The organism is Chelatococcus sp. HY11 (assembly GCF_018398335.1).
Lineage (GTDB): Bacteria > Pseudomonadota > Alphaproteobacteria > Rhizobiales > Beijerinckiaceae > Chelatococcus.
Genome location: NZ_JAHBRX010000003.1, coordinates 117,954 through 139,535, shown reverse-complemented (window position 1 = coordinate 139,535; position 21,582 = coordinate 117,954). Strand labels below are relative to the sequence as shown.

Sequence of the window (21,582 nt, the reverse complement as noted above, 5' to 3'; positions counted from 1 at the left end):
GGCGGGGCTGTCGCCCAGTCAGCGAGAGGATGCGCAGACGAAACTCTGGAGAGGCAAGTTCGGGCCTTCCATGCCCGGCTGTTTCCTGAAGAGTATGACGAGATTTACGACGACACTGTGGATGCTACACTGCGGAGACAAGGCATCAATCCGATGAGCGCCGACTCTATCGCACGCGTCGATGCTCGCCGGACGGAGCTCGGGTTTTCTCCCTACACTGTCACAGGAACCACGGTCCGCCTGGCAACGCTCGATTGGACGCGTCACATGGTACGGCAGGGCAGGCAGGCTGAGGTCGAAAGCCTGTGTGTCCATTACGGCCTTTGACCTGGCGACCCGGCTGGGCAATTCGTGATCAGCAAGAAGTCATCATCGAGGACAACCAGGAACGATTTTGAACACAGGAACCGTTGATTCAACCATCCTGCCGATCCTTGGGGCAAGGAGCAACCTTGACCATCGGGCCTGGTCCATCGGCTTTGCCACGGTCGGTGTTGCAGATTGGCAGATCAAGGATCGGCTCTCGCGTATCTTTGGGTCCGGACCGGGCGTATTCTGGCTTTCGGTCAGGCGCGCGTCGCTGGCCCACATCCTCGATCACTTTGTCAGCCATCGCCATCCTGGCTATCGCTATCCGCAGCTCGCGCCAGTCCCGGCGGGCGGGCACACCTTGTATGTTGGCTACACAGCCAACCTTGAGGTCCGGTTGTTCGAGCATCTGACCCATTCACATACGCAGAGGGAAGCTCTGCATCTCGATACCTGGGCACAGGGCGTTCATGGGATCCTGTGCGTGGATGCTATCAGGTGCGGTCGGGTGGAAGAAGCTAATCGCGTCGCCCAGCGAAAACTCACCCCAATGTTCCTTCCTGTCGTGGGGGATGGCCTTCGCGCTGGTTCATAAGTACGTCGACGGAATACCAGTCTACCGCCTGGTGCAGACATTCGAGCGCGCTGGAGTTCCTGTCAGCCGCGGAGGTCCGGGCCATCGGGTGATCGTGTCGTGCGAAAAGCATCTCTCCCGCATATGGACTACCCCCTGTTCGTTAGACAAAGCCGGCCTATCCTTTGAGCATAGGAGGTTGGTCATGAGTTCGCAGAGATTTGCACCGGAGTTTAAGGAGGAGGCGGTCAGGCAAGTCATCGAACGGGGTTACTCCGTGCCCGATGTCGCGTCGCGCCTGGGTGTGTCGGCGCACAGCCTGTACAAGTGGGTCAAGGCTCTTTCGCCCGACAGATCCGAGCAGCAATCGAAGGAACTTCTGGAAGCTAGAAGCGAGATCCTTCGCCTACGCGCTGAGATGCGTCGGGTCGAAGAGGAGCGCGATCTTTTAAAAAAAGCCGCGCGGTACTTTGCCAGACAAGCCGAGTGAAGTACCGCTTCATGAACGAGCATCGGCATGACTATGCCGTCACGCTGATGTGCCGTGTCCTGCGGGTTGCCAGGGCCGGGTTCTATGCATGGCTTCATGCTCCGGTATCGGACCGTGACACCGAGGATGCCCGGTTGCTGGAGCTCATTCGACACTCCCATGCGGCCAGCCACGAGATTTACGGAGCTCGCCGGGTGTTCGGCGACCTGCGGGAAGTGGGCGAGACCTGCGGCCTGCATCGTGTCGAGCGGCTCATGCGGCGCCACAAGATCCGGGCTGTCCGCGGCTACAGGAAGCCTCGGCCGTTGGCCGGCCGCCCGTCACTCCTCGCGCCCAACCGTTTGCAACAAGCGTTCACGGTGGACACGCCTAACAAAGTATGGGTCACCGACATCACCTACAGTGCGCCTCGACCCGGATGGTCCGGGGTGCATATGACTGGAATGCATTGAGAAAGGAGGAAACGTGACTGCCTTGCCCTCTGCTGTGAGGGGGCATGAGCCCAAGCGGCGGTGACCTGCCGTCAACTGGCAGGGTGACGTAGCCCGCAGGTAAAGGGAATTGAGGTGAAGCCGTTACGCCGAGATGGTTCCCGAGGCTGTAGCACTGGAAGGTTGAGGAACACGAACCGGTTAATCCGCATCCGAGGGTTGAAATGTCGCCTTCGCCTACACGGCTTAACAGGCGAAATGCCGATGAGGTCGCCGGAGACGTATGTCGGCGGCATCCGAATGTGGGCGTACATGTAGGTCGCCTGCAGGGAGCCATGGGGAGAACATAGCCAGACCATGGCAGCGGCATCGACTTGCGGGACGCAAGGACAAGGACTGCGACCGGCAACCTCCCCAGTGCGTGGAATGTCCAGCATATGAACGAGAGAAGGCATGATGGAATGCCCACGATGTTCTGCGTCGCAAGGGAGTTGACCCTGATGTCCATCATGCCGGCGGAGTTCCCGTAGTAGTCCGCGGCAGGGAAAGCCTGTCACATGGCGAAGGGGAGCAGTTCAATCTGCTTGGAGTGCAAATTACCTGACCACACGAGGTGAAGACCTTTGATAATCAGCGAAATGCAGCACAAGCTCGCAACATGGGCTGAAAGCGATCCGAACCGGCGGTTCGATCGTCTTCTTCGGCTCATTGCCGATCAGGAATGGCTCGCTGTAGCGCGACAAACAGGATGAGGATTGCGCGTCAATCAGGATGAGAATGTGATTGTCGCGGCGCGTCATTCAGTGGCGATTTTAATTGTCGCTGGCAAGGACCTCGTTCTCATCCTGATTGTCGCGGATGGTCTCGAGGACTTTCGGAGTGGTGTAGGCGGCAGGACGTCCAGCCCCGGTGCGGCGGGCCTGAGCCGTGCGCCGGCGATAACTTTCGACGTTCATTTCGAAGATCGTGGCGTGATGCACGAGCCTGTCGACCGCAGCGAGCGTCATTGCCGGATCCGGGAAGACGCGGTTCCATTCGCCGAAGGGTTGGTTGGCGGTGATGAGCAGGGATCTACGTTCGTATCGGGCACTGATCAGTTCGAAGAGGACGGAGGTCTCAGCCTGGTCGCGTGAGACGTAGGCGAAGTCGTCGAGAATGAGCAGATGATACTTGTCGAGCTTGGCGATTGCGGATTCCAGCGTCAGTTCGCGGCGAGCGACCTGCAGACGCTGGACGAGGTCAGAGGTGCGGGTGAACAGTGCTCGCCAGCCATTTTCCACCAATGCCAAGCCGATCGCCGCCGCGAGATGGCTTTTGCCGCCGCCTGGCGGGCCGAACAGGATGAGATTGGAACCCTGGTCGAGCCAGCCATCGCCGGCGCACAGGGCCATGACCTGGGCCTTGGAGATCATCGGCACGGCCTCGAAGGCGAAGCAGTCCAACGTCTTGCCCGCCGGCAGGTGGGCTTCAGCCAGATGACGCCCGATCCGGCGGCGATCGCGTTCGGCGAGTTCGTGTTCGGCGAGAGCTGCAAGGAACCGGCTCGCGGGCCATCCTTCCTTGTCCGCCTGGGCTGCAAAATCTCCCCAGATATGCTTGATGGTTGGCAAGCGCAGTTCATTGAGCATCAGGCCCAGGCGCTGTGCGTCGATCATGGCAGCCGTGCTCATGCCGCTTCTCCCTGTTCGATCAGCCCGTCGTAGATCGAGAGCGAGACCATCTCGACCACGACTTCGGGCAAAGTGGCGGGATCGGGGCTGAAGCGGGCCCGAAGTGCCGACAGGCATGGGATCCTGCGGAATGCCAGGTCCTCCTCCAGGATATGGGCGAGCTCCGCCTCGCAGGCGCGCTCGTGGGCCATGGCCAGAAGTTCGACCATGATCCGGCAGGCTTCTTTCTCGCCCACAGCTTCCAGCAAGTGCTCGAACATGAGGCGGTAGGGCGCGCGGGGGAACAGGCTGTCGCGATAGACCAATCCCCGCAGCGCCATCGGCTTGCGGCGCAGGGAATGAATGAGATGGCGATAATCGACAACGTGGCCGTGCTTACCGTTCACACCGGCGCGGCCGCGCTGCAGGGTCATGAGCCTTGTGCCGCCGATGAAGACATCGAGACGGTCGTCGTAAAGGCGCACTCGCAGGCGATGTCCGATCAGGCGCGAGGGGACCGTGTAGAACACCTTGCGCAGGGTGAAGCCGCCCGAGGACGTCACTGTCACGAGGACTTCCTCGTAATCGGTAGTCCGCGCGTTCGGGAGGGATTGCAGCGCCTTGCGCTCAGCATCGATGCCGGGACCATGGCGCCGGTTCCTTGCGGTCACGACTTCGTCGATGAAGCGGCGATAAGCGGCAAGGTCGGTGAAGTCCGTGGTCCCGCGCAGTAACAGCGCGTCCTTCACTGCAGCCTTGATATGGCCGTGGGCGCTCTCGATCGCACCGTTCTCGTGGGCAATGCCTGTGTTGTTGCGCGTCGGCTCCATTCCATAATGGGCGCAGAGGGCGTCATAGCGCCTGGTCAGGTCGGCCTTCGCATCGGCGTCCAGATTGCGGAAGGCGGCCGACAGGCTGTCGGTGCGGTGGAGCCTGGGCGCTCCGCCGGCAGACCAGAGCGCATTTTGCAGCCCTTCGGCCAGGGCGACGAAACTCTCGCCGCCCAGAATGACGTGCCCATGTTCAAAGCCGCCGCAAGGCAGGCGGAAGTGATAGAGCAAGTGATCCAGCGGTGCCCCGGCGATGGCGACCTCCAGATCGTTCATGCACGTAAAATCGGACATGCCGAGCCGCCCCGGCTCATGAACCTGCCTGAAGATGACTTCCCGATCCTGGCCGTTCAGAGCGCGCCAGTCACGAATACGCCTCTCCAGGGTTCGTCGGGAGCCGAACTCCGTATCCGGGTACCGGCGGCGCAGTTCCTCGAAGATCGCGACAGAGCGAAGACCGGGAGCGGCCTCCAGCATCGGCACGACAACCTCCTCGAAAATGCCCGATAGCGGATCAGGGCGCCGTCGGCCGCGCGGCGCCTGTCGCTGGGAAGGCAGGCGCGCATCCTGCAGCACCCGATAGCCGGTCGCCGGGCTGAAACCGGCCTTGGCCGCTGCCAGGGCGACGGGATCGTTACGTCTGTGGGTCATGAAAAGTCTCACCTGATGATCGTTGATGTGTCGGCCCGCCACACGCCAGGTCCTCCTTCCCAGGAAAACCCAATGCATAGCGCCCGCCAGACCATCACAGGCACCCTTCAAAAGGCGCCTCCTGCGTTCCGGCATCGGCTACGGGCTACGCCCTTCCCCAATCCCGGAACGCAGGATTCATCTTGTTTGTCGCGCTTTCTCACCCTGAACGTCGCGCGACAGCTCGCCGAGGCTGCCCGGATCGTTCTGGCGTCGAGTGGCGCACGGACACCGGGCATTGACGGAATAGACAAGCGACGGATGCAGGCCGGACTGGATCGCCATCTGGCCGACTTGCGGACAAGCCTGCTGAAGGGCACCTATCGCCCGAAGCCGGTCAAGCGGATCTATATCCCGAAAGCCAATGGCAAGCTACGACCACTGGGTATACCGACCCTGACAGACCGCATTGTCCAGCGCGCCATGCTGATGGCCATGGAGCCGATCTGGGAGAGCGACTTCCATCGCCTGTCCTATGGCTTCCGGCCGGAACGCAGCGTGCATCATGCCGTCCGCACCGTGAAGTTGCAGCTTCAGGATGGCACGGACACGACGAGAGGTCGCTGGATCATCGAAGGTGATCTGGCGAGCTACTTCGACACCGTTCATCATCGGCTGCTTCTGCAATGCGTACGGCGGCGGGTGCGGGACGGACGGTTTGTCGATCTTCTCTGGCGCATCCTCAAGGCGGGTCACGTTGACCGTGGCTTGTTTGCGGCTTCCAGCGAGGGTGTTCCGCAAGGCGGCGTGCTGTCGCCGGGCAGGGCGCTCAAACCCTCGCCTCACTTCGAAGCTTAAGCGTCCCCATTTAGCTCGTCAATATGGCATGGCGTATACACAGCCTCCTTAACCGATCCGCAGCGTGAACCAGCTAGCGCCGGTAGGATATTAGCTCCCGCCGTGGTCCGACCAACAGCCCTAATCCGTTTGGGTGATGCGTGCGCTTCAACGCTTACTCACTCTTTTATTGGGATTTATTAGGGAAGAGGCAAATGACCGCGCAACCTGGTTATCGCATAAAGCTCGACGTGATGTCGGGGTTTCGACTCGAAACATGGGTCTACAGCCGCGCGACAGGAAGCGCTTTGGGGCGCGACTATGAGATTGCGCCTGACGGCGTGGACACGTCACGGGGATCCGGTGGGGCGCTGGACTTTCTTGACATCTCGGCAGAAGGAGGCGCCGCCTATCTTGGACCGCTATCGACCAGCGCGGCAACAAAACTTTCCCCGATTTTTGACTTTCTCGGTGGACTATTCGGCGTGCAGGTGCCAGCGCTGCTGACAGGCGGTCTTGGAGTACGAGGGGGTAACGGATCAGCAGTGAGCGTCGAAGGAGGTGAGCAACTCACGTTTCGCCTCGGCAGCGAACTCTACGGGCTCAGCCCCAACATCCGCACCCAAACGATCGATACCGCAAAATTCGATTTCATCAATGTGAAAGGCAGCGGACTGGTGAAGGCAGAGCTACTCTTTGCTGGAAGCAAGGTAGGTGAACAGCTCGTCCCCGTGAGTGGAAATGGGATAGTAATATCGAGCCCGCACCACGAATCCTTTGACGAAATCAGGCTTAGTGCGCAGGGCAGCCTGGCTTTCTCAATTGCAGGTGCCGAGTTTCTGACCCAAGATGCTAATTCTGCTCCAATCGCTCAGACGCTCACCATCCATACACCCGAGGACGTAGCTATCGACCTGGGCTTTCTGGCAATTGACCCCGACGGGGATGTCATCACGTTCTCAACCGCTCCCACAAGCCCTCATGGCATCTTCAGTCAGGCCTCCGATGGCCAATGGACGTTCACGCCTGATGCTGATTTTAGCGGGATTGTACACGCGGGCTACATTGTAACTGACGGGATCCATTCGTCACATGGCGCAATTCAAATCACGGTCGATCCCGTGAACGATATGCCAGTCGCGAATGCGGACAGCTATGCCGCCCAAGGCGGTCAGCCACTTATCGTATCTGTTGCTGATGGCGTCTTGCGTAATGACAGCGATAGCGACGGGCCCTCGGCCCTACAAGCTGCGTTGGTGGAAGGGCCATCACGAGGAACTTTAGAGCTCGCAGCTGACGGCTCCTTTGTCTACACGCCCGAGGACTATCGGAAAAACTGGTACGATGATGAGGACTATAGCTATCATTCACGACCAGTAACATTCACATATCGCGCAACCGATGGTAGCGCCACTTCAGCTTTAACAACAATCACGATCGACTTGCAACTAGGGCCCGGCAAGTTGATATACGGCAATGGGCCTGATCCTTCGCCAGTTTCCGGTCATTTCCGCTCCACGAATGTTTATTACTATAATTCCACAGAGAACGTAAGAGATATTGCGGGATTCCACGATGCTATCAATGCCATTCGCGTCGCTGAGGAAATGTCTATTGAGCTATTTAGTTACGGGTCTTACTCGAAAGGAGATCCAACTTTGCCAGACACCGTCTTCCGGATCACAGATGGTACTGAAGAGGCCTTTATAACAATAATCGACACGCCTATGAGTCTAAACGGAATAGATCTCGTTCTCGACCAAAATCGCTGGGATTTCCCATGGCCGCAGCCACTGCCTTAAAGTTTATCTCTACTCCGAGGGCACCTTCATTAATAGACGTACAAGCTCAACCTGCCGGTGTGTGCCAGTTTTCAGAAAGATCGAGCGGAGATGAGTTCGGACCGTCTCGCGAGTGATGCCAAATTGTTCGGCCGCCTCGCTAAGGGATCGGCCATCCAATAGCGCAGAAACCAACCGCTGCTCTGCTGCCGTTAGCCGGTAGGGGTTTCTTGCGTTATCCTTTACGACCATTTCGATTCGGTGGGCCGCACGCTGGAAGATGACTAGTGCATACAATGTCGGAGGAAAGAGTGACGCTATCCCAGAGAAATTGCTAGTCCGATCGCGAATGGGAAGAACGATGACATTGAACGAGCCAGACGGTTGTCGCGCAGACGTTACAGGCTTGGACTTCTTGGCTCCGCAGGCTCGAGCTACTTGTTCCTCCAGCCATTCGTTCCAACCACAGGGGCTCAGGAGCAGTCTCCCTTTAGGGGACAATGAGAGTGTGCTTCCTGATTCAAGCAACTGCTGCGCAGCGCCGTTGTGGTCGCGAACCACGCAATTGGTGTCGACGAGAAAGGCCGCTTCGGTCAGAGCTCCAGGCAGGTCTGTGCGGGCAGCGGTGGGGTGAAAAACACGCGCTGCGGCTATCGACCGACGGAGACGAGGCGCAATAGCGGAAAGTAGCTTCCTCGCATCGCGGTGATGAGCCTCGTTGTGCCGGATGCTATAATGAAGATCGATAGAGGCATTTCGACCGCTCTCCTGAAAGAGCTTCAGGCCCGTGGCGCTAAGCGCATTGCCAGCGCCACGGAGCCAATCTGTATAGAACTCGGTATTTTCGAATGACGACGACGGCAATGTGTCTTCCGTCCATACGGGGACCATTAATGGCGCCTCCGCCATTATGGGAACCCACGGATTCAGTGCGGCATAGTGCTGGGTGTAAGACGCTATATGAGTCATATCCCAGCCCCGAAGTAGGACCGGTGTAGTGCCGGGTGCCAAGGAATCTCGTGTATGAAGCACAATTTGCGTCTCGGGCATGAGGCGATGCATCGCATCGAGCGCGTCGTCCCACCCTTTAGGGTCGAATGTCGCCTCGTCGATAAGCTCCCCAATTTCGGCTACGCGCCGCGAAAACTTGTTAGTCATTGCAGCCTTCCCCCCAGCTGCGCCATTCGTCTGGATCTTATTTTAACACACGATCGGCAGAAGCACAGCGGACGGATAAGATGCCTAGAGAATCGCCCGTCGCCGAGCGGCACACAGGGTTGGGGCGAATAGAATAGATCCGTTCAGCTAAAGCGCGAAATCTCAGTCTCAGCAATGAAATGGGGGAGAAAGTTCGTGAGGCCAAAGAAGGAACAAATAGCAGCTCCCGCGACTGCCGGCGAGAGAACTCAAACACTTCTCCGTGCAAGTATGGAGCAAAACTTCATCCCGCCATCGAATCACAAGCGAGCCTACCATGCTGAAATTAGCAAGCTCCTGAGACAGGCGGGCGGCACTGGTGGAGTGTTTTTATTAGCAGTGTCCCTGAATACACCTCTCCACTCGCAGACGGGCGGACCCTTGAAGGAAGGGGAGCGACGCCAGAGATTGCCGCACGCAATCTCATGGTGGCTCTGGTGGCCTCCCACTGCAAAATCATTGCACAAACGAAACCCACCGAGCGGGGGAACGCCCTGGCGGGTCGGGAAATGAATCAGGGTTTCTAGCCGTCGGCTCAGAGATCGACGCTTTTCGTAAAGTACGGCGCGGGGAATGTCTAGGTCAAGTATGGGAGCTGTCGGAGGAAATTCCAGTTTGCGAAATTAGTTACGTTCACTAGAACCACTGTAATTGGCTTAAGCGGTGCCGTGTTCGACGAGGGTCAAGGCACAGTTTGTGGCATCGACCGGTAGGTGGGGGCGAGATATGGGGGACTATCCGAATGTGCGCGCTAATGGCGCGCAGATAGAGATCGAGCTTGAACGGGGCTTTAAGCTTTCAGCTTACGTCGGCGATTCGAATGTTGCGGCCTTGCTTGAGGAGCTGTGGAGCGTAAAGGACAGCTTGGCCGTTCGTATCGCTCTTTTGGAGAAGCATCTGCGAGAAATAGATCCCCGAACATCGGTGGACGGGGGACACATCGAGCTCCTCCGTGGGCTTCGTCACCAAATCGGCGAGCTCGAAGTGTCCCTGGAGGCAGACCAGACGCAACACCTTTGTTGAAGCCAGTTTCCTGCTGTGGCAGGTTCTCGCCATGGACGCCAAGATCACACCATTCCCTTCCACGCCTCTGCCAGATCGGGCGCTCGCAAAGCTTTATCGAGCTGAGGCAGCGGTGTTCCAGGCCGGCATTAGCGCGGAGATCGATCGCGGATCCGTGGAGTGTGTTCATGCGCCCCGATACCGGCCAGATAATAGCTCATGTCGCCATCATTGACGGGCGAGGTGGTAGCCGACAGCCCAGCCTTCAGCCGGCTGGTGCGAGGCCAAGACATCAAGGAAATCCTTGATCGTCTGATTTCGAGGCTCATGACCACCGGCTATGATCATTCGAGCGCAGCCATCACGAACCGGTTGTGTCGCAAATTCTGAGATCGTTTAAAGACTGCATTGTCTTAACGGCTTTCAGGCGGCGATTGCCTCGAATTGCGTCTTCAGGGTTGGCCTCGGGTTGAAGGCAAAACGTCCCTGATGCTTGCGCATCATATGAACCATCTCGAGGCCGGCCAATGTAGCCTCAGCTGATGAGAACGCCTTGAACCCCATCATCGGTCTGACCCGGCGCTTGATGCGCCGGTGATCCTGCGCGATCCGGTTGTTGCGATATTGGCTGCGGCGTATTCGGATCGGCTTCAGGGCTCTGGCCGTTCGATCCCGTAACCGGCTTTCGCTGTCACAGGCGATGATAGCTTCCTGATTGGTTTGGCTGCCGTCGATAACAATGCAGTCGGGCCGACCATGCCGGTGCAGTGCTTTGCGCAGAAAGCGCTCGGCCGCCAGCAGATCGCGTTGCTCGCGCAGCAGGAACTCCACCGTATCGCCGACACTGTCGATGGCGCGATAGATGTACATCCACTGACCGCGGACCTTGATGTAGGTTTCGTCCATATGCCATTTGCCGGATACAGCGCGCTTGCGGCGGTTGAAGCGTTCCAGCAGCATTGGCGAGAAGCGCCTGACCCAGCGATTAATGGTCGCGTGATCCACACAGACGCCGCGCTCAGCCATCATCTCCTCCAGATCGCGCAGGCTCAAATTGTAAGCCAGATACCGGCGCACGCATAGCAGGATGACAGACTGATCGAAGTGGCGGCCTTTGAACATCACGATGATCCCGATTGGATCGCCTCCATGCCACTTTCCCATTGATGAAAAGTTTGCGACACAACCCGCGTCGATGCCGCTGGATCCTGTGTTTGCTATGGCTGGGAGCGATCCCGTTGACGGTGGAAACCATCTGGATCAGGCGATCTGCCGGCGCGTTGAGACCTGTTGGCCAAAGCCCAAAGCTGCTTCGCGACATAGGACGTTGTCGACCCGGATCGTCCGGGGATAGGTGATGTTGCGGCCGAGCGGATAAGAAATGAATCCGAGAGTCGAGAAACAGGCCTTTTCGGGCGCGTTCTTCTTTGCCTTAGGCGGTGTTCAGATCTTTGGGCCGCTTATTTTGGCTGATGCACCTTTCCGGCACGACGAACGGCGTCTGCGACTTTGCGCTTTCGTGCCTTCACCAAGTTGACCTTGCGATATTTCTCAAGCTGCGTGACTTCCTTGGCCACCCAATCGGGAAGGACAAGACAGGCTTCCTCGCTTGGCAGCTCGACTTCAGCAAGGATCACCCCCTCCAAGAGGCCGTGATATTCGTCGACGACCCATTCGCGCTCACCGAAGATGATATGATGGCGCGTTTTCTCGAGAACGTCGCCTTTGCAGTGTTGCTCCAGCAGGATCAAGCCATCGGACGCCGGTATTTCATATTCGAACTCGTCCCTGACCAATCCCCTACGCGGGCCTTTCACAGTCAGTGTCGCTTTTTCATTGTAGAAGCGGATGCGGATTTTGCGCCCGTCATAAAAGGCTAGAATTCCATCACGCAGCCGGATGGAGCGAGAAACGGCCTCCCTCCAGCTGTCGTTCGCAAGAAGGAACTTGCGTTCGATCTCTTTCGGCATCGTTGGCGTCACCTGCAACTGGTACATAACAAACTGAACTTTAGCTTGTTCAAATGACAAGCTGACTAACAGCCTCGCGTCTGCATGGCCGACCGCGCCCGGCTACGCCGTGACCCCCCAAGAGACCAAGGTTGCGTGGATAGCGGCCCGTCCAGTTCTTGCGATCAGCAGAGAAAGGCCGCCGTCGGAGCGAGCTATTTCAGCGGCAAAAAAATTCCCGCGATCGCCCCATGCTTCCGCACCTCCGGAACGAGGCCCACCCCCTGGCAATAGATCAGGAAGTCGCATGCTTCCTCTCCGCTGGCCAGAAGTCAGTCGCGATAAACTGCCGATGGAAATGATTTTCGAATAAGGCGATTGGAGTGCCCCCCGTTTGGCCGGACATCCGGCTATTGGGTTTGAGCCCTGATGAACTCCCGTGGGGAGCGCATGCGGAGCGCTGAATGAGGATGGATCTCGTTGTAGTCCTCGATCCATCCGGCGATCTGCCGGAGCGCGGATGGTGCGTCCGGCAAGGGTGATATGCGCAGGTAGTCGCGCTTGAAGGTTTTGACGAAGGCCTCTGACATGCCGTTCGACTCCGGGCTCTTCACCGGGGTGAAGCAGGGCACGAGGTTCAGGGCGGTCGCAAAGTCGCGTGTCTCCCTGGCGGTGTAGGGGCTGCCATTGTCGGAGAGATGCTCGACCGGATGCGGCGCACGGACGGAGCCGAAGCGCTTCTCGACGGCGTCCAGCATCATGTCGCGCACGTCCGAGCCGCTGATACCGGCGCCGCTCACCGCGGTCCAGGCGATGATCTCGCGATCGAAGGCGTCGATGATGAAGGCCATGCGAATGATCTCGCCGTTCCAGCAGGCGAACTCCAGCCCATCAGAACACCAGCGCAGGTTGGAGCGCATGACCATCACCTTGCCGTCATGGACACGGCCCTCGCGCCGTCCGGTATGGGGATCGAGAAGCAGGGATGCCTGCTGCATGATCCGATGCACCCGCTTGCGGTTGACGATGGGCATGCCCATTCCCGCCAGCTCCCGGTTCACCAGAGCCGTGATGCGGCGGTAGCCATAGGTCGGCCGCGCATCGACATGGCGACGAATGAGCGGCAGCAAGCCCTCGTCGTCAGCCTTGCGGTAGGCGCCGCGCGGCCTGGTCCTGCCCCCGTGCCGATCGATGAGGTTGGAGCGCGCCACGCCGAGCGCCTCGGCGACACGCTTCACCGGGAACCTCCCTTCGGCAACGACAGCGGCCGCAAGGTCGGTTTTTTTGTCTGCGATTTGGCGAGCGCCTCGCGGAGGATCTCGTTCTCCATCGTCTTGCGGCCGAGCAGCCGCTCCAGGTCACGCACACGCTCTTCGAGCCGGCGCACTTCCGAACTGCCGACAACGGGTTCGTCCGAATCCACGGCTGCCGCACCTCCCTCGCTCAACAGGCGGCGCCAACGATACAGAAGATTGGGCGCCACGCCGCTGCGCCTCGCAACCGACGACACCGTCTCGCCCGGCTCGAAACTCTCCTCGATGATCCGCAGCTTCGCCTCCGTCGACCAATGCCGCCGGCGGGCCGTGCCCGTGATCACCTCGATGCGCTGATAGTCCTCCGACATAAGCCTGTCCTCAAGGATATCCTTGAGCCTTCCTGCTTACGCCAGGTGTCCGGTCTAAACGGGGGGCAGTTCAGCGATGCCGCTGCTCAATGCGTCCAAGTCCAGATCGTCATCGAGATGCCGGTCTCTGTGGTCCAGCACCAGCTGCATCCGTGGCCACACAAGGCGCCCGCAGCCATTAAGCGCTCGACCGATCTTGCGGTTTCGTCACGGGTCGCAGCACACCGCCAAAGACCGTTTGCGGACACGCCCCAAAATGATGGACGAGCGGCGAACAGGGGGCGTTTCCAGACACCCGGCTTTCAATCTGGTTCAGGCTCAAAATAAGCTGAGATGAACCCAACCGACTTTGAATGACGCATGATCAGGCCGGTGCTACCCAATGACGGCAAAAACGGATGCAGATCGTTGTCATGGTCGATCACGGACGGACTCAAGACCAAAATCCATATCCTGTGAAGTGTCCTGCGCGCTTCAGACAACATTGCTTGCACGCTCGCAGGGGGCGTCAATCCCATAGAGCGCCGCTTTTGCCTTGATCCGGTGCAAGATTGTCACGACCGCGCCACCATCTTCGAGAAAGTTGTTCCTCGCTTTCCAACCCGGCGCGCCATGGGGACGAGTATGCGAGATGATCCTAAACAGGCCTATCGCACCGCGGTTCGCGAGGACATCGCACAGTTTATTGCCAATGCCCAAAAGGTTGGCCGAGAATCCCTTTCTCGGAGCGATTGACGTCAGATCGCTGACGCCTGCGTGGACCGGGTTCGAAGGCCTTGAGGAAACCGAAGCCCTGCACATAACTCGAGAGGAAGCTGATCTTCGGGCTTCATGTCGACGGTTGATCGATACTCAAACTCGCCGTGGGGGAAAGCCTGGCGGTCCACTGACGTTTAAACATCACATCCACTAGGACACCCGTGGAAAACTAAGGCTTGCCTCAAGAGAGAGGCAAATGAGACAGGTAACTTGATGCTGTATAAGGTGCATTGCGTATCGCGCAGAGCTGCCATGATTCATGCTGCGTTGCACAATGACGATGCAGGCGTCATATCAGCCGATGGCTGAAGATGTTGGGCTCCGCGCCCTCCCGGCGTGGGGTTTGTTTTTGGCCGTTCCCCTCTGGAATGTTTCGACTTCGGTCAAGCATTTTGACTTAGGCTGGCTCTCATTGGAAAGCCAGCCCTTTTTCTTTGCGAAACCACAGCGCACCAGGGCGTCCCTTGGCGCAGGCAAGCAAAATTCCTGGTCATAGTTATCGACTTTCGCAGGCGGAAAGGCCTGGTCTCGCGAGCCGGGTACGTAAGAACGAACAAAATCATGGCCCGCCACATTGATCCGCGTTCGGGGGCGAAACCGGGACATCGTGCCGATATGAACAGTTCCAAGTTACGTCAGTCGACATACTTCTGAAATTTTTGACTGATTTTTTTTTGCCGCAAACAATGCGACTGCGAGATACGATCCGTGATGACAGAACTTCTGGCATCTGCGCCGACGCTCGATGCGCTTCTCCAAGGTATAAATTTTTACTACCCTAGCCTCAAGGTGACCTTGGAGCAGACAGCGCCTGACGAATGGCGTGTTGTGGATCCTAACTCCGGCAAGATAATCGAAGCTGTTCGCGTGAGAAGGCAACGTGGACGCTTTCGATTTGAAGCGGTTTCGCGTTGAGAAGTGCCAACTGAGACCGCCACGGGTTGGCAAGCCACCACAGTGGACACGGACGATCGCTTCACCAAAGCTGCCGCCGCCGCCGGTCGGAGCACATAAGCAACGCGTCACTTGCGAAAGCAATTAGGCTGCGAGGGGGCCCATCGGATGTTTCTACAATGGCTCGCGGGTGGAAGTGCGCCACCCCGCCATTGAGGTTGGTGCTGATTAGATCACTTCTCTCTGAACTTGACCCTCGGCCGGCTATGGAGGTCGCGCCGAGCTCTATGGTGGACCGATTCCGCCGGATTTGGCGTCCTGCACTCGATCATCCGTGTCCACGGCGATGTCACGTTTGCGGCCGACGATCTTCTTGTTGGCGTCAAAACCATGGCTTTTTGCAGCGGGGGCCTTGACCGACTGGCTGTCGATTACCGCCGCCGAAGGGCTAGCATGGCGACCGGCACGTTCACGATCAAGCATCAGCGCCATGTCGTGGATGGTGCTGAACAGCAAGCGGCGCATGAGGGCGCGAAACCACCAATACACCGTCTGCCATGGCGGAAAATCGTTCGGAAGCATCTCCCATCCGCAGCCTGTACGCACCAGATAGCGAAGCGCGTTCACCACCTCGCGTAGATCGATCCTTCGCGGCCGTCCACGCGGCGCGGCAGGCGGCATGAACGGTTCAATCAACGACCATTCCTCGTCGGTCAGATCAGTCGGGTAGCGCCTCAGCTTCTTGCTGAATGTCGGCCATCCGACCACGACCCTTTCGAGTCTACATCAAAAGCGTAAATCACGACAGCCAAAATCGATCAACCTTTCTCAAAAAGGCTGCCAATTGTATGGTTTTTCATGTCCTCGCATCGCTCAACAAGATGTGGCTCAGAGATCCGCCGGATCTTCAGCTTGGGAGTGGCGAAACCCCTTGTGCTTAGAGTCTGCGAGAGGGACTGGGCAGCCCCGCCAGTTGGGCACAAGGGTGGGGCTGACGAGGCCGGCATTACTCCAGGTTCTAATCGCGAGTTTCCGGAGCGCAGAATGCGACAGTTTTCAAATGGCCTGTTCCCTCGCTCTTGGAAAAGCTTCCCAGCAAACCTATTCTCACATTTGCCAAAATAGTTAACGTTCGCTAGAACCTGAACATTCTGGTAGGAACGGGTCCTGTTAACCTGGAGGGCAGACACGCACGATGTGCGTCGCTTCGTGAAATGGGGGAGGGGTTATGGGGGATTTTCCGCTCGTGCGTGCTGAAGGCGCCAATATCGAAATCGAGCTTGAGATGGGCTTGAGGCTTGTCGCCTATGTCGGCGATCCAAATGTCGCGATGCGGCTTGCCGAACTGTGGAGCCTCAAGGATAGCGCAGCGGTTCAGATCGCTCGCGTCGAGGCTCGACTGCGCGACATAGATCCGTTCGATTGCGGAGACGACGACGTACGACCGCTATTGGCCAGTCTGCGACGGCAGATCGACGATTTCGAAACTCAATCCAGACTGATTGATAGTGCAAGGCGGTCACTGAGCCACTAGGTTGGCTTTGGGCAAATGGGCATTCTCGGCAGTGACCGCTAAGATCATACCGTTCCCCTTCAACAACTCTGCCTTGCCGGTTGCAATCACCAGGACCCCAGCAACAATGGTGGAACTTTTTTCCTTCCTTTTGGTAACGACCGGCAAAGGTGGAAGATAACCCGGTGAAAAATGTATTCATAGACACACTACCCGTACAATAGCCGTATGGGTGTCTTTGGCAATATATTGTACGGGAGAGTGAGGGGGCGTATATTGTTATGCTATACATATGATCCTAACAAGCCTTACTAGATACTTTTTTTCTTCGTTCTGATCGCTCCCCTTTCTGATGTGCATTGCAAGGTCAATTATCGATTATGATGGGGGTACAAAAAAAGATACCAGACTCTATCAGACCATCCCATTATCAGAAGCCGTGTTTTCGTTGTGAGAAATATTGCCAATATCCCCTTTGAGAAATAAAGCAATATCCAGATCCGGAAAACATTCGTTTTTCAGCTTGATCAATACCCCTTTGACACGTTCTGAATCTCCGGATTGACCATAAGCCATCAGCCTTCCTTTTTTCTTGTTCCTGGCTGCATTTTCAACATCGCTATCTTTGCAGGGAATTCCAAAATTAGTGAGGATTCTGGCAAATTCCTTGTGCGTATATGTGGATCTCGTTCTGATTTCCGCGAAACTGCCGTCCCGCCGGACAAGGGCCGCGCATAGTTCGAGCTTGATTCTTTTGAGATCCCCATCCTCTGTGAAGGCATAGCGGCCATTGTTACGCTTCGCATCCACGTAGTCCATAAACCGGGAGCAATCGGCTTCCGTCTTCAGTATTTTGGGATCATTCTTGGTGTATGCTGCCCAGAGAGACCTAAGTTCTTCAAATTGCTCCTTGGATTGAAGTGGTATGGAATCAAATGCAAGATGATTGAAAGGTGTTCCTTCGAACTCGATAGTCTCGTCACGATGGTTGGTGGGAACGCGCTTCCAGTCGAACTCCATCGCGAGGCGTCTCTCACTGTACTCCATGCCAAAATCAACATTCTCGGCGATCATCTGACGGATCGTAATGTTCGTGCTTTGCGTTATCGTTTGATCGGCCGTTCTGTTCAGAAACAGATCAACCATGTAACGGTTCTGCTCGAGCTTGCCATACCGCTCAGGCGCTTTGATGCCGCCCTTCTGGAGTACAATATCTTCTGGCTCGTGTCCGGGTTTCAAGGTGGCTGAGCCCCGCGTTCTCCATCCGATTGGCTGCCGGATAATATGTTTGACTTCAAGGGCATCATCATTCCCAACCAGATCTCGCCTGGCTTGCATGAATGATCCGGCCAAGGGACCTGAGAGCGCCATGGACATATCCTCGAGGGAGGCTGTGCACAGAAACCCATCGGTTGTCACGCTGAAGACGGCTACCTCTTGGGGCAGCCGGTTGAGAATCTCCCCGATCACGGCCCGGGTGTAAGAGGTGATGAAGGAGGCATAAAAAGGCTGCGTGATCTTCGCCTCGGGGATGAACTCCATCTTGTTTGAACGGGAATCGTACACGCGCTTCTTCCTCAGCCCCTGTGCAAGTTTGCCATAGGTGCTGTTGCCAAGCTCTTTCCAGAAGAGGTTGTCCAGGGACCCCTTTTCAAAGGCATTTCGGTGTTCGAGGCAGTCGGTGATGAAGCCCTTGAACAGGGGCTTTTCCAGATCCACTGGGACCGTTACCCCCTTGATCAGGGTGAGCTCCGCCTGAAGCTCTCGCGCAAGGGCAATTTCGGGGGCCGAGCAGACGGAGCGTCCCTTGCGCGGGAAGATGAGCCCGTTTTCGGTTCTCACCGGCAGGGAAGGAAAACGCACAGTCTCCGGGAATTCGAACGCGACGCAGGCAAAGGCGAGATCGGTTGGCTTGACGTCTTCAAGATTGGTGAGAGGCTGGAGATCATGCCACTGGGGCAGGCAGATCAAGGACATCGCAGTGGTGTAGGCCGAGGCTAGATCGAAATCCCGCCATTCTCCTTCAGGCGCTGGTCCGAACATGAACTGCTCGTTGCGCCCCCCGTGATAGGAATCAGTGACGAAGTCGACCTCCCAATGAACCCGGTCAATGTACACGTTCGTCTTTTTGGTGACGAACCTTGCCGATCTCCTGTCGAACCTGGTCTCCTGGATTTCCTCCTTGCCAAGCGGTTCAAGCGGTTGGAAACGCGCCGTCTTCCAACGATCAAGAACCATTTGCTGACCGATGGAAGTCAAGGTGACAGGCAGCGTGAACTTGCCCGCCAGTGTGCTACTTCGAGTTAGCAGCCTTTCGGCATAAGCGGCACAGATGTTGGCGTTCTGAACAGCCCAGGCTTGATAGCGGGGCCAATCCTGGGCGATCAGGTCCTTCAGGTGGGAATGCGAAGGCAGCGGCCCTCTGTATGTCGCCTCTGCCCTTGGCAGATCAAGGATATGGGCTATCTGATCAAGGGTAGAATGATCTTCCGGCGCCAGAAGGCGGACATCCCGCAGGTTGATGGTCAAGGAGACCTGCCGCGCATCTAATGGGGTGAGCTTGATAGCAAGAGTCCGGTTCAACGTTACAAACGTATTGTGGATGATGCTGAGGCTTCTCTGAAAATCCCTAAAATCCGCAAAGGCCGAAATGCTCTCCCTCGTGAAATGCCCCACGAGGTAGATGGTCGAAGGCGCGGTCTCGCCGGGAAACCTCTCGAGCCAGGTTCCAATCGCAAAGGCAAGAAACGGAGCGAGAGCAACGCGTCCGCCGTCGTCGGGAAGGACGATCCCCACGATAGGAGAGCCCGGCTCTTCTCCCTCGACGACCTTTCTTACGGAAAATTGGTACGAAAGAATGTCGTTGCTTAGGGGTTCGCTTGGCCCCGTGTCGTCGCCAGAGTGTGGCGGTGCGGGCGGGACGTATTCGGCGTCGAATCCAATCAGAAGATATTGTTTGGGCGGGGGAGGGAGCCCGCGCCTCGGCCTTGTCCCTTGTTCACGCTCTGTGATCCGCTCTGTCGCGACTACCACGGAATGTCTGGCACCTTCAGGTGTGATCCTGAACGTGACCGTCGTATTCGTTTCCAGCCCGTTGCCCATCTGCTCCGGCCCCCAAAGCCTTCATATGGCCAAGATGGAGCTTGGGTTCCTTGTCGGCAAGTGCCATTGCCATCAGACGCAGGGAAGCCGCTCGATCGTGCAGCTGTGGTAAGCCACAGGCAAGCCTGAACCGGTTACCCAAACTATGCCATCTTTCGATGAGAGGTAACGGAGGATGTTACAGATTCTCATAATTCGTGCCCTTGAATGCCATCTCTGCGAGGCTCAGAGGCAGGTGCAGAAGGGTGAGAGGCGCCTTTTGCTCCACGAGGCCTTTATTGAGAGTCTCGAGAGAAGCGGAGAGGCGGCAATACACGCACGGCAACTTCTTGCGCAGGCTAAAGTCCGACATAATATCCGCCAAATGGACCTGCGCCGGTTGTGCGCGATGCTGGCTCACTTTTCTCGCAGACAAGACCGTCGTTCCAAGACTCCGTAGCGGTAGGCGTCGTCTCAACGAGGCATCTTAGGCTTCATTCTACTGAGCCCTCGAGCGGCGGGATCCTGGCTTAAGCGACCACATTGGAATTGAGATGCTTAGAGGCCAAGCCTTCGCGCTTGCGCTGGATTTGAGTAGGATATGTGCTTGCGCAGGAGCCAGCGGCGTCATTGTTCTCGGCTTTGCTGACCCATGTCATCCTTGATCCTGCGATCCGGCGGGATTTGATGTTCCAATAGGCGGATCGTTGACTTCCAATTGGCGGACATGATAATTCCAATCTGCCGAGGATTGGCAGGGAATGGCATGTTTGAGCGAATTGTAAAACGTCGGGCCGAGGAGGCTTTGGCGGATACACCAGTTGTCTTAATTGTGGGGCCGCGCCGGGCCGGCAAGACCACCTTGGTGCGAGAGATGGGTGATGCCAATCGAACATATATCACCCTCGATGATCAAACTGCACTTGAAGCCGCCCAATCTGACCCTGTGGGATTCATCAGGGGATTGGATCAGGTGATCATCGACGAAGTTCAGCGTGCCCCCGATCTGCTGCTGGCGATCAAGAGGTCGGTCGACGAGGACTACCGACCAGGACGGTTCCTTCTTACCGGCTCGGCGAACGTATTGACCCTGCCGAGGGTGGCCGACAGCTTGGCGGGGCGAGTGGAAACCATCCAGATGTTGCCGCTGGCCAGAGCGGAGATCGTAGGTCGGAAGCCAGAGTTTCTCGATCGGCTTTTTGCGGGCCGGTCGCAAAGGCCATCCGATACCGTCGTGGGCGAGGACCTGGTGCAACTCGTCCTGCGTGGTGGCTTTCCCGAAGTTATCAGTCGTGCGAGTGAGCGTCGTCGGCAAGCCTGGTTACGATCCTATCTGACCTCGATCCTGACCCGCGATCTGCGGGACATCGCCGATGTGGAAAAACTGACCGAACTGCCACGGTTCGTCCGGTTGCTGGCGGAGCATTCTGGGCAGTTGGTCAATTACTCGCAGCTCGGCGGCAGCATCAATGTCAGCCACAAGACGGGACAACGCTATGTTGGCCTGCTCGAACAGGTGTTCCTGGTTGCGATGTTGCAACCCTGGTACACGAACGCGCTGAAGCGAATCGTGAAGACACCCAAGGTGCACTTCCTGGATTCCGGGCTGCTGGCGAGCACCCGGGGATTGACCTTTGATCGGGTGAGGGCAGATCGGATGCTTTTCGGAGCGCTGTTAGAGACCTTCGTTTTCTCAGAGATTCTGAAGCTGATGACCTCGAGCGACCTGAGGCTGGCGCCCTATCATTTTCGTGATAGGGAAGGACGAGAGGTGGACATCGTGCTGGAGAGAGACGACGGGATGATCGTGGGCATTGAAGTCAAGGCGAGCGCAACTGTGAAACCGGGCGATTTCGGGGGGTTGCGCGCACTGGCCAACGCATGCGGTGACCGCTTCGCGGTCGGAGCCTTGCTCTACGACGGCACAGACGTGATTTCCTTTGGGGAGAAGCTTATCGCGACACCGCTATCGAGTTTATGGGACTGACGGGTGACGATCAGATATCCCATTGATTTGTCAGCTTCAATGCTG

The 21,582-nt window shown here is 57.4% G+C and carries 15 protein-coding genes and 3 pseudogenes; 10 read left to right on the top strand and 8 right to left on the bottom strand.

Annotated elements, in window-relative coordinates:
- Positions 1 to 153 precede the first annotated feature (153 nt).
- The 4 genes and pseudogenes from KIO74_RS30285 to KIO74_RS32065 form a co-directional block, all read left to right on the top strand.
- On the top strand, positions 154 to 327 hold the full coding sequence (locus tag KIO74_RS30285; protein ID WP_213339527.1) for a hypothetical protein: 174 nt from the start codon (positions 154 to 156) through the stop codon (positions 325 to 327).
- Positions 328 to 394: 67 nt separating this feature from the next.
- Positions 395 to 904, top strand: a complete 510-nt coding sequence (locus KIO74_RS30280) for a hypothetical protein (protein ID WP_213339526.1) — start codon at positions 395 to 397, stop codon at positions 902 to 904.
- Positions 882 to 1,031, top strand: a pseudogene (locus KIO74_RS32070) (IS66 family transposase); the annotation flags it as partial. The gene KIO74_RS30280 and the pseudogene KIO74_RS32070, both read left to right, overlap by 23 nt.
- Before the next feature lie 57 nt (positions 1,032 to 1,088).
- A pseudogene (locus KIO74_RS32065) lies at positions 1,089 to 1,795 on the top strand (IS3 family transposase); the annotation flags it as partial.
- A gap of 821 nt (positions 1,796 to 2,616) precedes the next feature.
- On the opposite strand, the gene istB reads toward KIO74_RS32065, so the two are convergent.
- The gene (gene istB / locus KIO74_RS30265; protein ID WP_213339522.1) at positions 2,617 to 3,474 is read right to left on the bottom strand and encodes an IS21-like element helper ATPase IstB; all 858 of its coding nucleotides are present in this window, start codon (positions 3,472 to 3,474) and stop codon (positions 2,617 to 2,619) included.
- The gene (istA, locus tag KIO74_RS30260) at positions 3,471 to 4,976 is read right to left on the bottom strand and encodes an IS21 family transposase (protein ID WP_502762140.1); all 1,506 of its coding nucleotides are present in this window, start codon (positions 4,974 to 4,976) and stop codon (positions 3,471 to 3,473) included. Before istA ends, istB begins: the two co-directional genes overlap by 4 nt.
- Before the next feature lie 144 nt (positions 4,977 to 5,120).
- On the opposite strand from istA, the gene KIO74_RS30255 reads away from it, so the two are divergent.
- Entirely contained in the window at positions 5,121 to 5,771 is a 651-nt protein-coding gene (locus KIO74_RS30255; RefSeq protein WP_249731661.1) for a reverse transcriptase domain-containing protein, read from the top strand.
- Positions 5,772 to 5,965: 194 nt separating this feature from the next.
- Positions 5,966 to 7,552 (top strand): cadherin-like domain-containing protein, encoded by a 1,587-nt coding sequence (locus tag KIO74_RS30250; protein ID WP_213339518.1) that lies wholly within the window; start codon positions 5,966 to 5,968, stop codon positions 7,550 to 7,552.
- Between the two features lie 9 nt (positions 7,553 to 7,561).
- On the opposite strand, the gene KIO74_RS30245 is transcribed toward KIO74_RS30250, so the two are convergent.
- Positions 7,562 to 8,689, bottom strand: a complete 1,128-nt coding sequence (locus KIO74_RS30245) for a helix-turn-helix transcriptional regulator (protein WP_213339517.1) — start codon at positions 8,687 to 8,689, stop codon at positions 7,562 to 7,564.
- A 765-nt stretch (positions 8,690 to 9,454) separates the two neighbouring features.
- Here KIO74_RS30245 and KIO74_RS30240 point away from each other — a divergent pair.
- Complete coding sequence (locus KIO74_RS30240; protein WP_213339516.1) at positions 9,455 to 9,751, top strand: hypothetical protein; 297 nt, start codon at positions 9,455 to 9,457, stop codon at positions 9,749 to 9,751.
- 402 nt (positions 9,752 to 10,153) lie between these two features.
- On the opposite strand, the gene KIO74_RS30235 is transcribed toward KIO74_RS30240, so the two are convergent.
- The 3 genes from KIO74_RS30235 to KIO74_RS30225 form a co-directional block, all read right to left on the bottom strand.
- Entirely contained in the window at positions 10,154 to 10,852 is a 699-nt protein-coding gene (locus tag KIO74_RS30235; protein WP_213339515.1) for an IS6 family transposase, read from the bottom strand.
- Between the two features lie 338 nt (positions 10,853 to 11,190).
- On the bottom strand, positions 11,191 to 11,700 hold the full coding sequence (locus tag KIO74_RS30230) for a CYTH domain-containing protein (RefSeq protein ID WP_213339514.1): 510 nt from the start codon (positions 11,698 to 11,700) through the stop codon (positions 11,191 to 11,193).
- 389 nt (positions 11,701 to 12,089) lie between these two features.
- Positions 12,090 to 13,303, bottom strand: a protein-coding gene (locus tag KIO74_RS30225) for an IS3 family transposase (protein WP_213339513.1) whose coding sequence is annotated in 2 segments (ribosomal slippage) — positions 12,090 to 12,970 and positions 12,970 to 13,303 — 1,215 coding nt in all. Because the reading frame shifts where the segments join, the coding sequence is not laid out codon by codon here.
- Positions 13,304 to 14,773: 1,470 nt separating this feature from the next.
- Here KIO74_RS30225 and KIO74_RS30220 point away from each other — a divergent pair.
- Entirely contained in the window at positions 14,774 to 14,977 is a 204-nt protein-coding gene (locus tag KIO74_RS30220; RefSeq protein WP_213339512.1) for a hypothetical protein, read from the top strand.
- A gap of 300 nt (positions 14,978 to 15,277) precedes the next feature.
- On the opposite strand, the pseudogene KIO74_RS30210 reads toward KIO74_RS30220, so the two are convergent.
- Positions 15,278 to 15,716, bottom strand: a pseudogene (locus tag KIO74_RS30210) (IS5 family transposase); the annotation flags it as partial.
- A 468-nt stretch (positions 15,717 to 16,184) separates the two neighbouring features.
- Here KIO74_RS30210 and KIO74_RS30205 point away from each other — a divergent pair.
- Positions 16,185 to 16,490, top strand: a complete 306-nt coding sequence (locus KIO74_RS30205; RefSeq protein ID WP_213339511.1) for a hypothetical protein — start codon at positions 16,185 to 16,187, stop codon at positions 16,488 to 16,490.
- A gap of 393 nt (positions 16,491 to 16,883) precedes the next feature.
- Here KIO74_RS30205 and KIO74_RS30200 read toward each other — a convergent pair whose 3' ends face one another.
- Positions 16,884 to 19,571 carry a hypothetical protein gene (locus tag KIO74_RS30200; protein WP_213339510.1) on the bottom strand — a complete coding sequence of 896 codons (2,688 nt, stop codon included), beginning with the start codon at positions 19,569 to 19,571 and terminating at the stop codon, positions 16,884 to 16,886.
- A 745-nt stretch (positions 19,572 to 20,316) separates the two neighbouring features.
- On the opposite strand from KIO74_RS30200, the gene KIO74_RS30195 reads away from it, so the two are divergent.
- The gene (locus tag KIO74_RS30195; RefSeq protein WP_213339509.1) at positions 20,317 to 21,537 is read left to right on the top strand and encodes an ATP-binding protein; all 1,221 of its coding nucleotides are present in this window, start codon (positions 20,317 to 20,319) and stop codon (positions 21,535 to 21,537) included.
- The last annotated feature ends 45 nt before the right edge of the window (positions 21,538 to 21,582 follow it).

What these genes read in the sequence shown, in the direction of transcription:
- KIO74_RS30285 (WP_213339527.1), top strand. Translation starts at nt 154, where the DNA reads ATGAGCGCCGACTCTATCGCACGCGTCGATGCTCGCCGGACGGAGCTC.
- KIO74_RS30195 (WP_213339509.1), top strand. Translation starts at nt 20,317, where the DNA reads ATGTTTGAGCGAATTGTAAAACGTCGGGCCGAGGAGGCTTTGGCGGAT.
- KIO74_RS30240 (WP_213339516.1), top strand. Translation starts at nt 9,455, where the DNA reads ATGGGGGACTATCCGAATGTGCGCGCTAATGGCGCGCAGATAGAGATC.
- KIO74_RS30250 (WP_213339518.1), top strand. Translation starts at nt 5,966, where the DNA reads ATGACCGCGCAACCTGGTTATCGCATAAAGCTCGACGTGATGTCGGGG.
- KIO74_RS30245 (WP_213339517.1), bottom strand. Translation starts at nt 8,689, where the DNA reads ATGACTAACAAGTTTTCGCGGCGCGTAGCCGAAATTGGGGAGCTTATC.
- KIO74_RS30200 (WP_213339510.1), bottom strand. Translation starts at nt 19,571, where the DNA reads ATGGGCAACGGGCTGGAAACGAATACGACGGTCACGTTCAGGATCACA.
- KIO74_RS30220 (WP_213339512.1), top strand. Translation starts at nt 14,774, where the DNA reads ATGACAGAACTTCTGGCATCTGCGCCGACGCTCGATGCGCTTCTCCAA.
- KIO74_RS30230 (WP_213339514.1), bottom strand. Translation starts at nt 11,700, where the DNA reads ATGCCGAAAGAGATCGAACGCAAGTTCCTTCTTGCGAACGACAGCTGG.
- istB (WP_213339522.1), bottom strand. Translation starts at nt 3,474, where the DNA reads ATGAGCACGGCTGCCATGATCGACGCACAGCGCCTGGGCCTGATGCTC.
- KIO74_RS30205 (WP_213339511.1), top strand. Translation starts at nt 16,185, where the DNA reads ATGGGGGATTTTCCGCTCGTGCGTGCTGAAGGCGCCAATATCGAAATC.
- KIO74_RS30235 (WP_213339515.1), bottom strand. Translation starts at nt 10,852, where the DNA reads ATGTTCAAAGGCCGCCACTTCGATCAGTCTGTCATCCTGCTATGCGTG.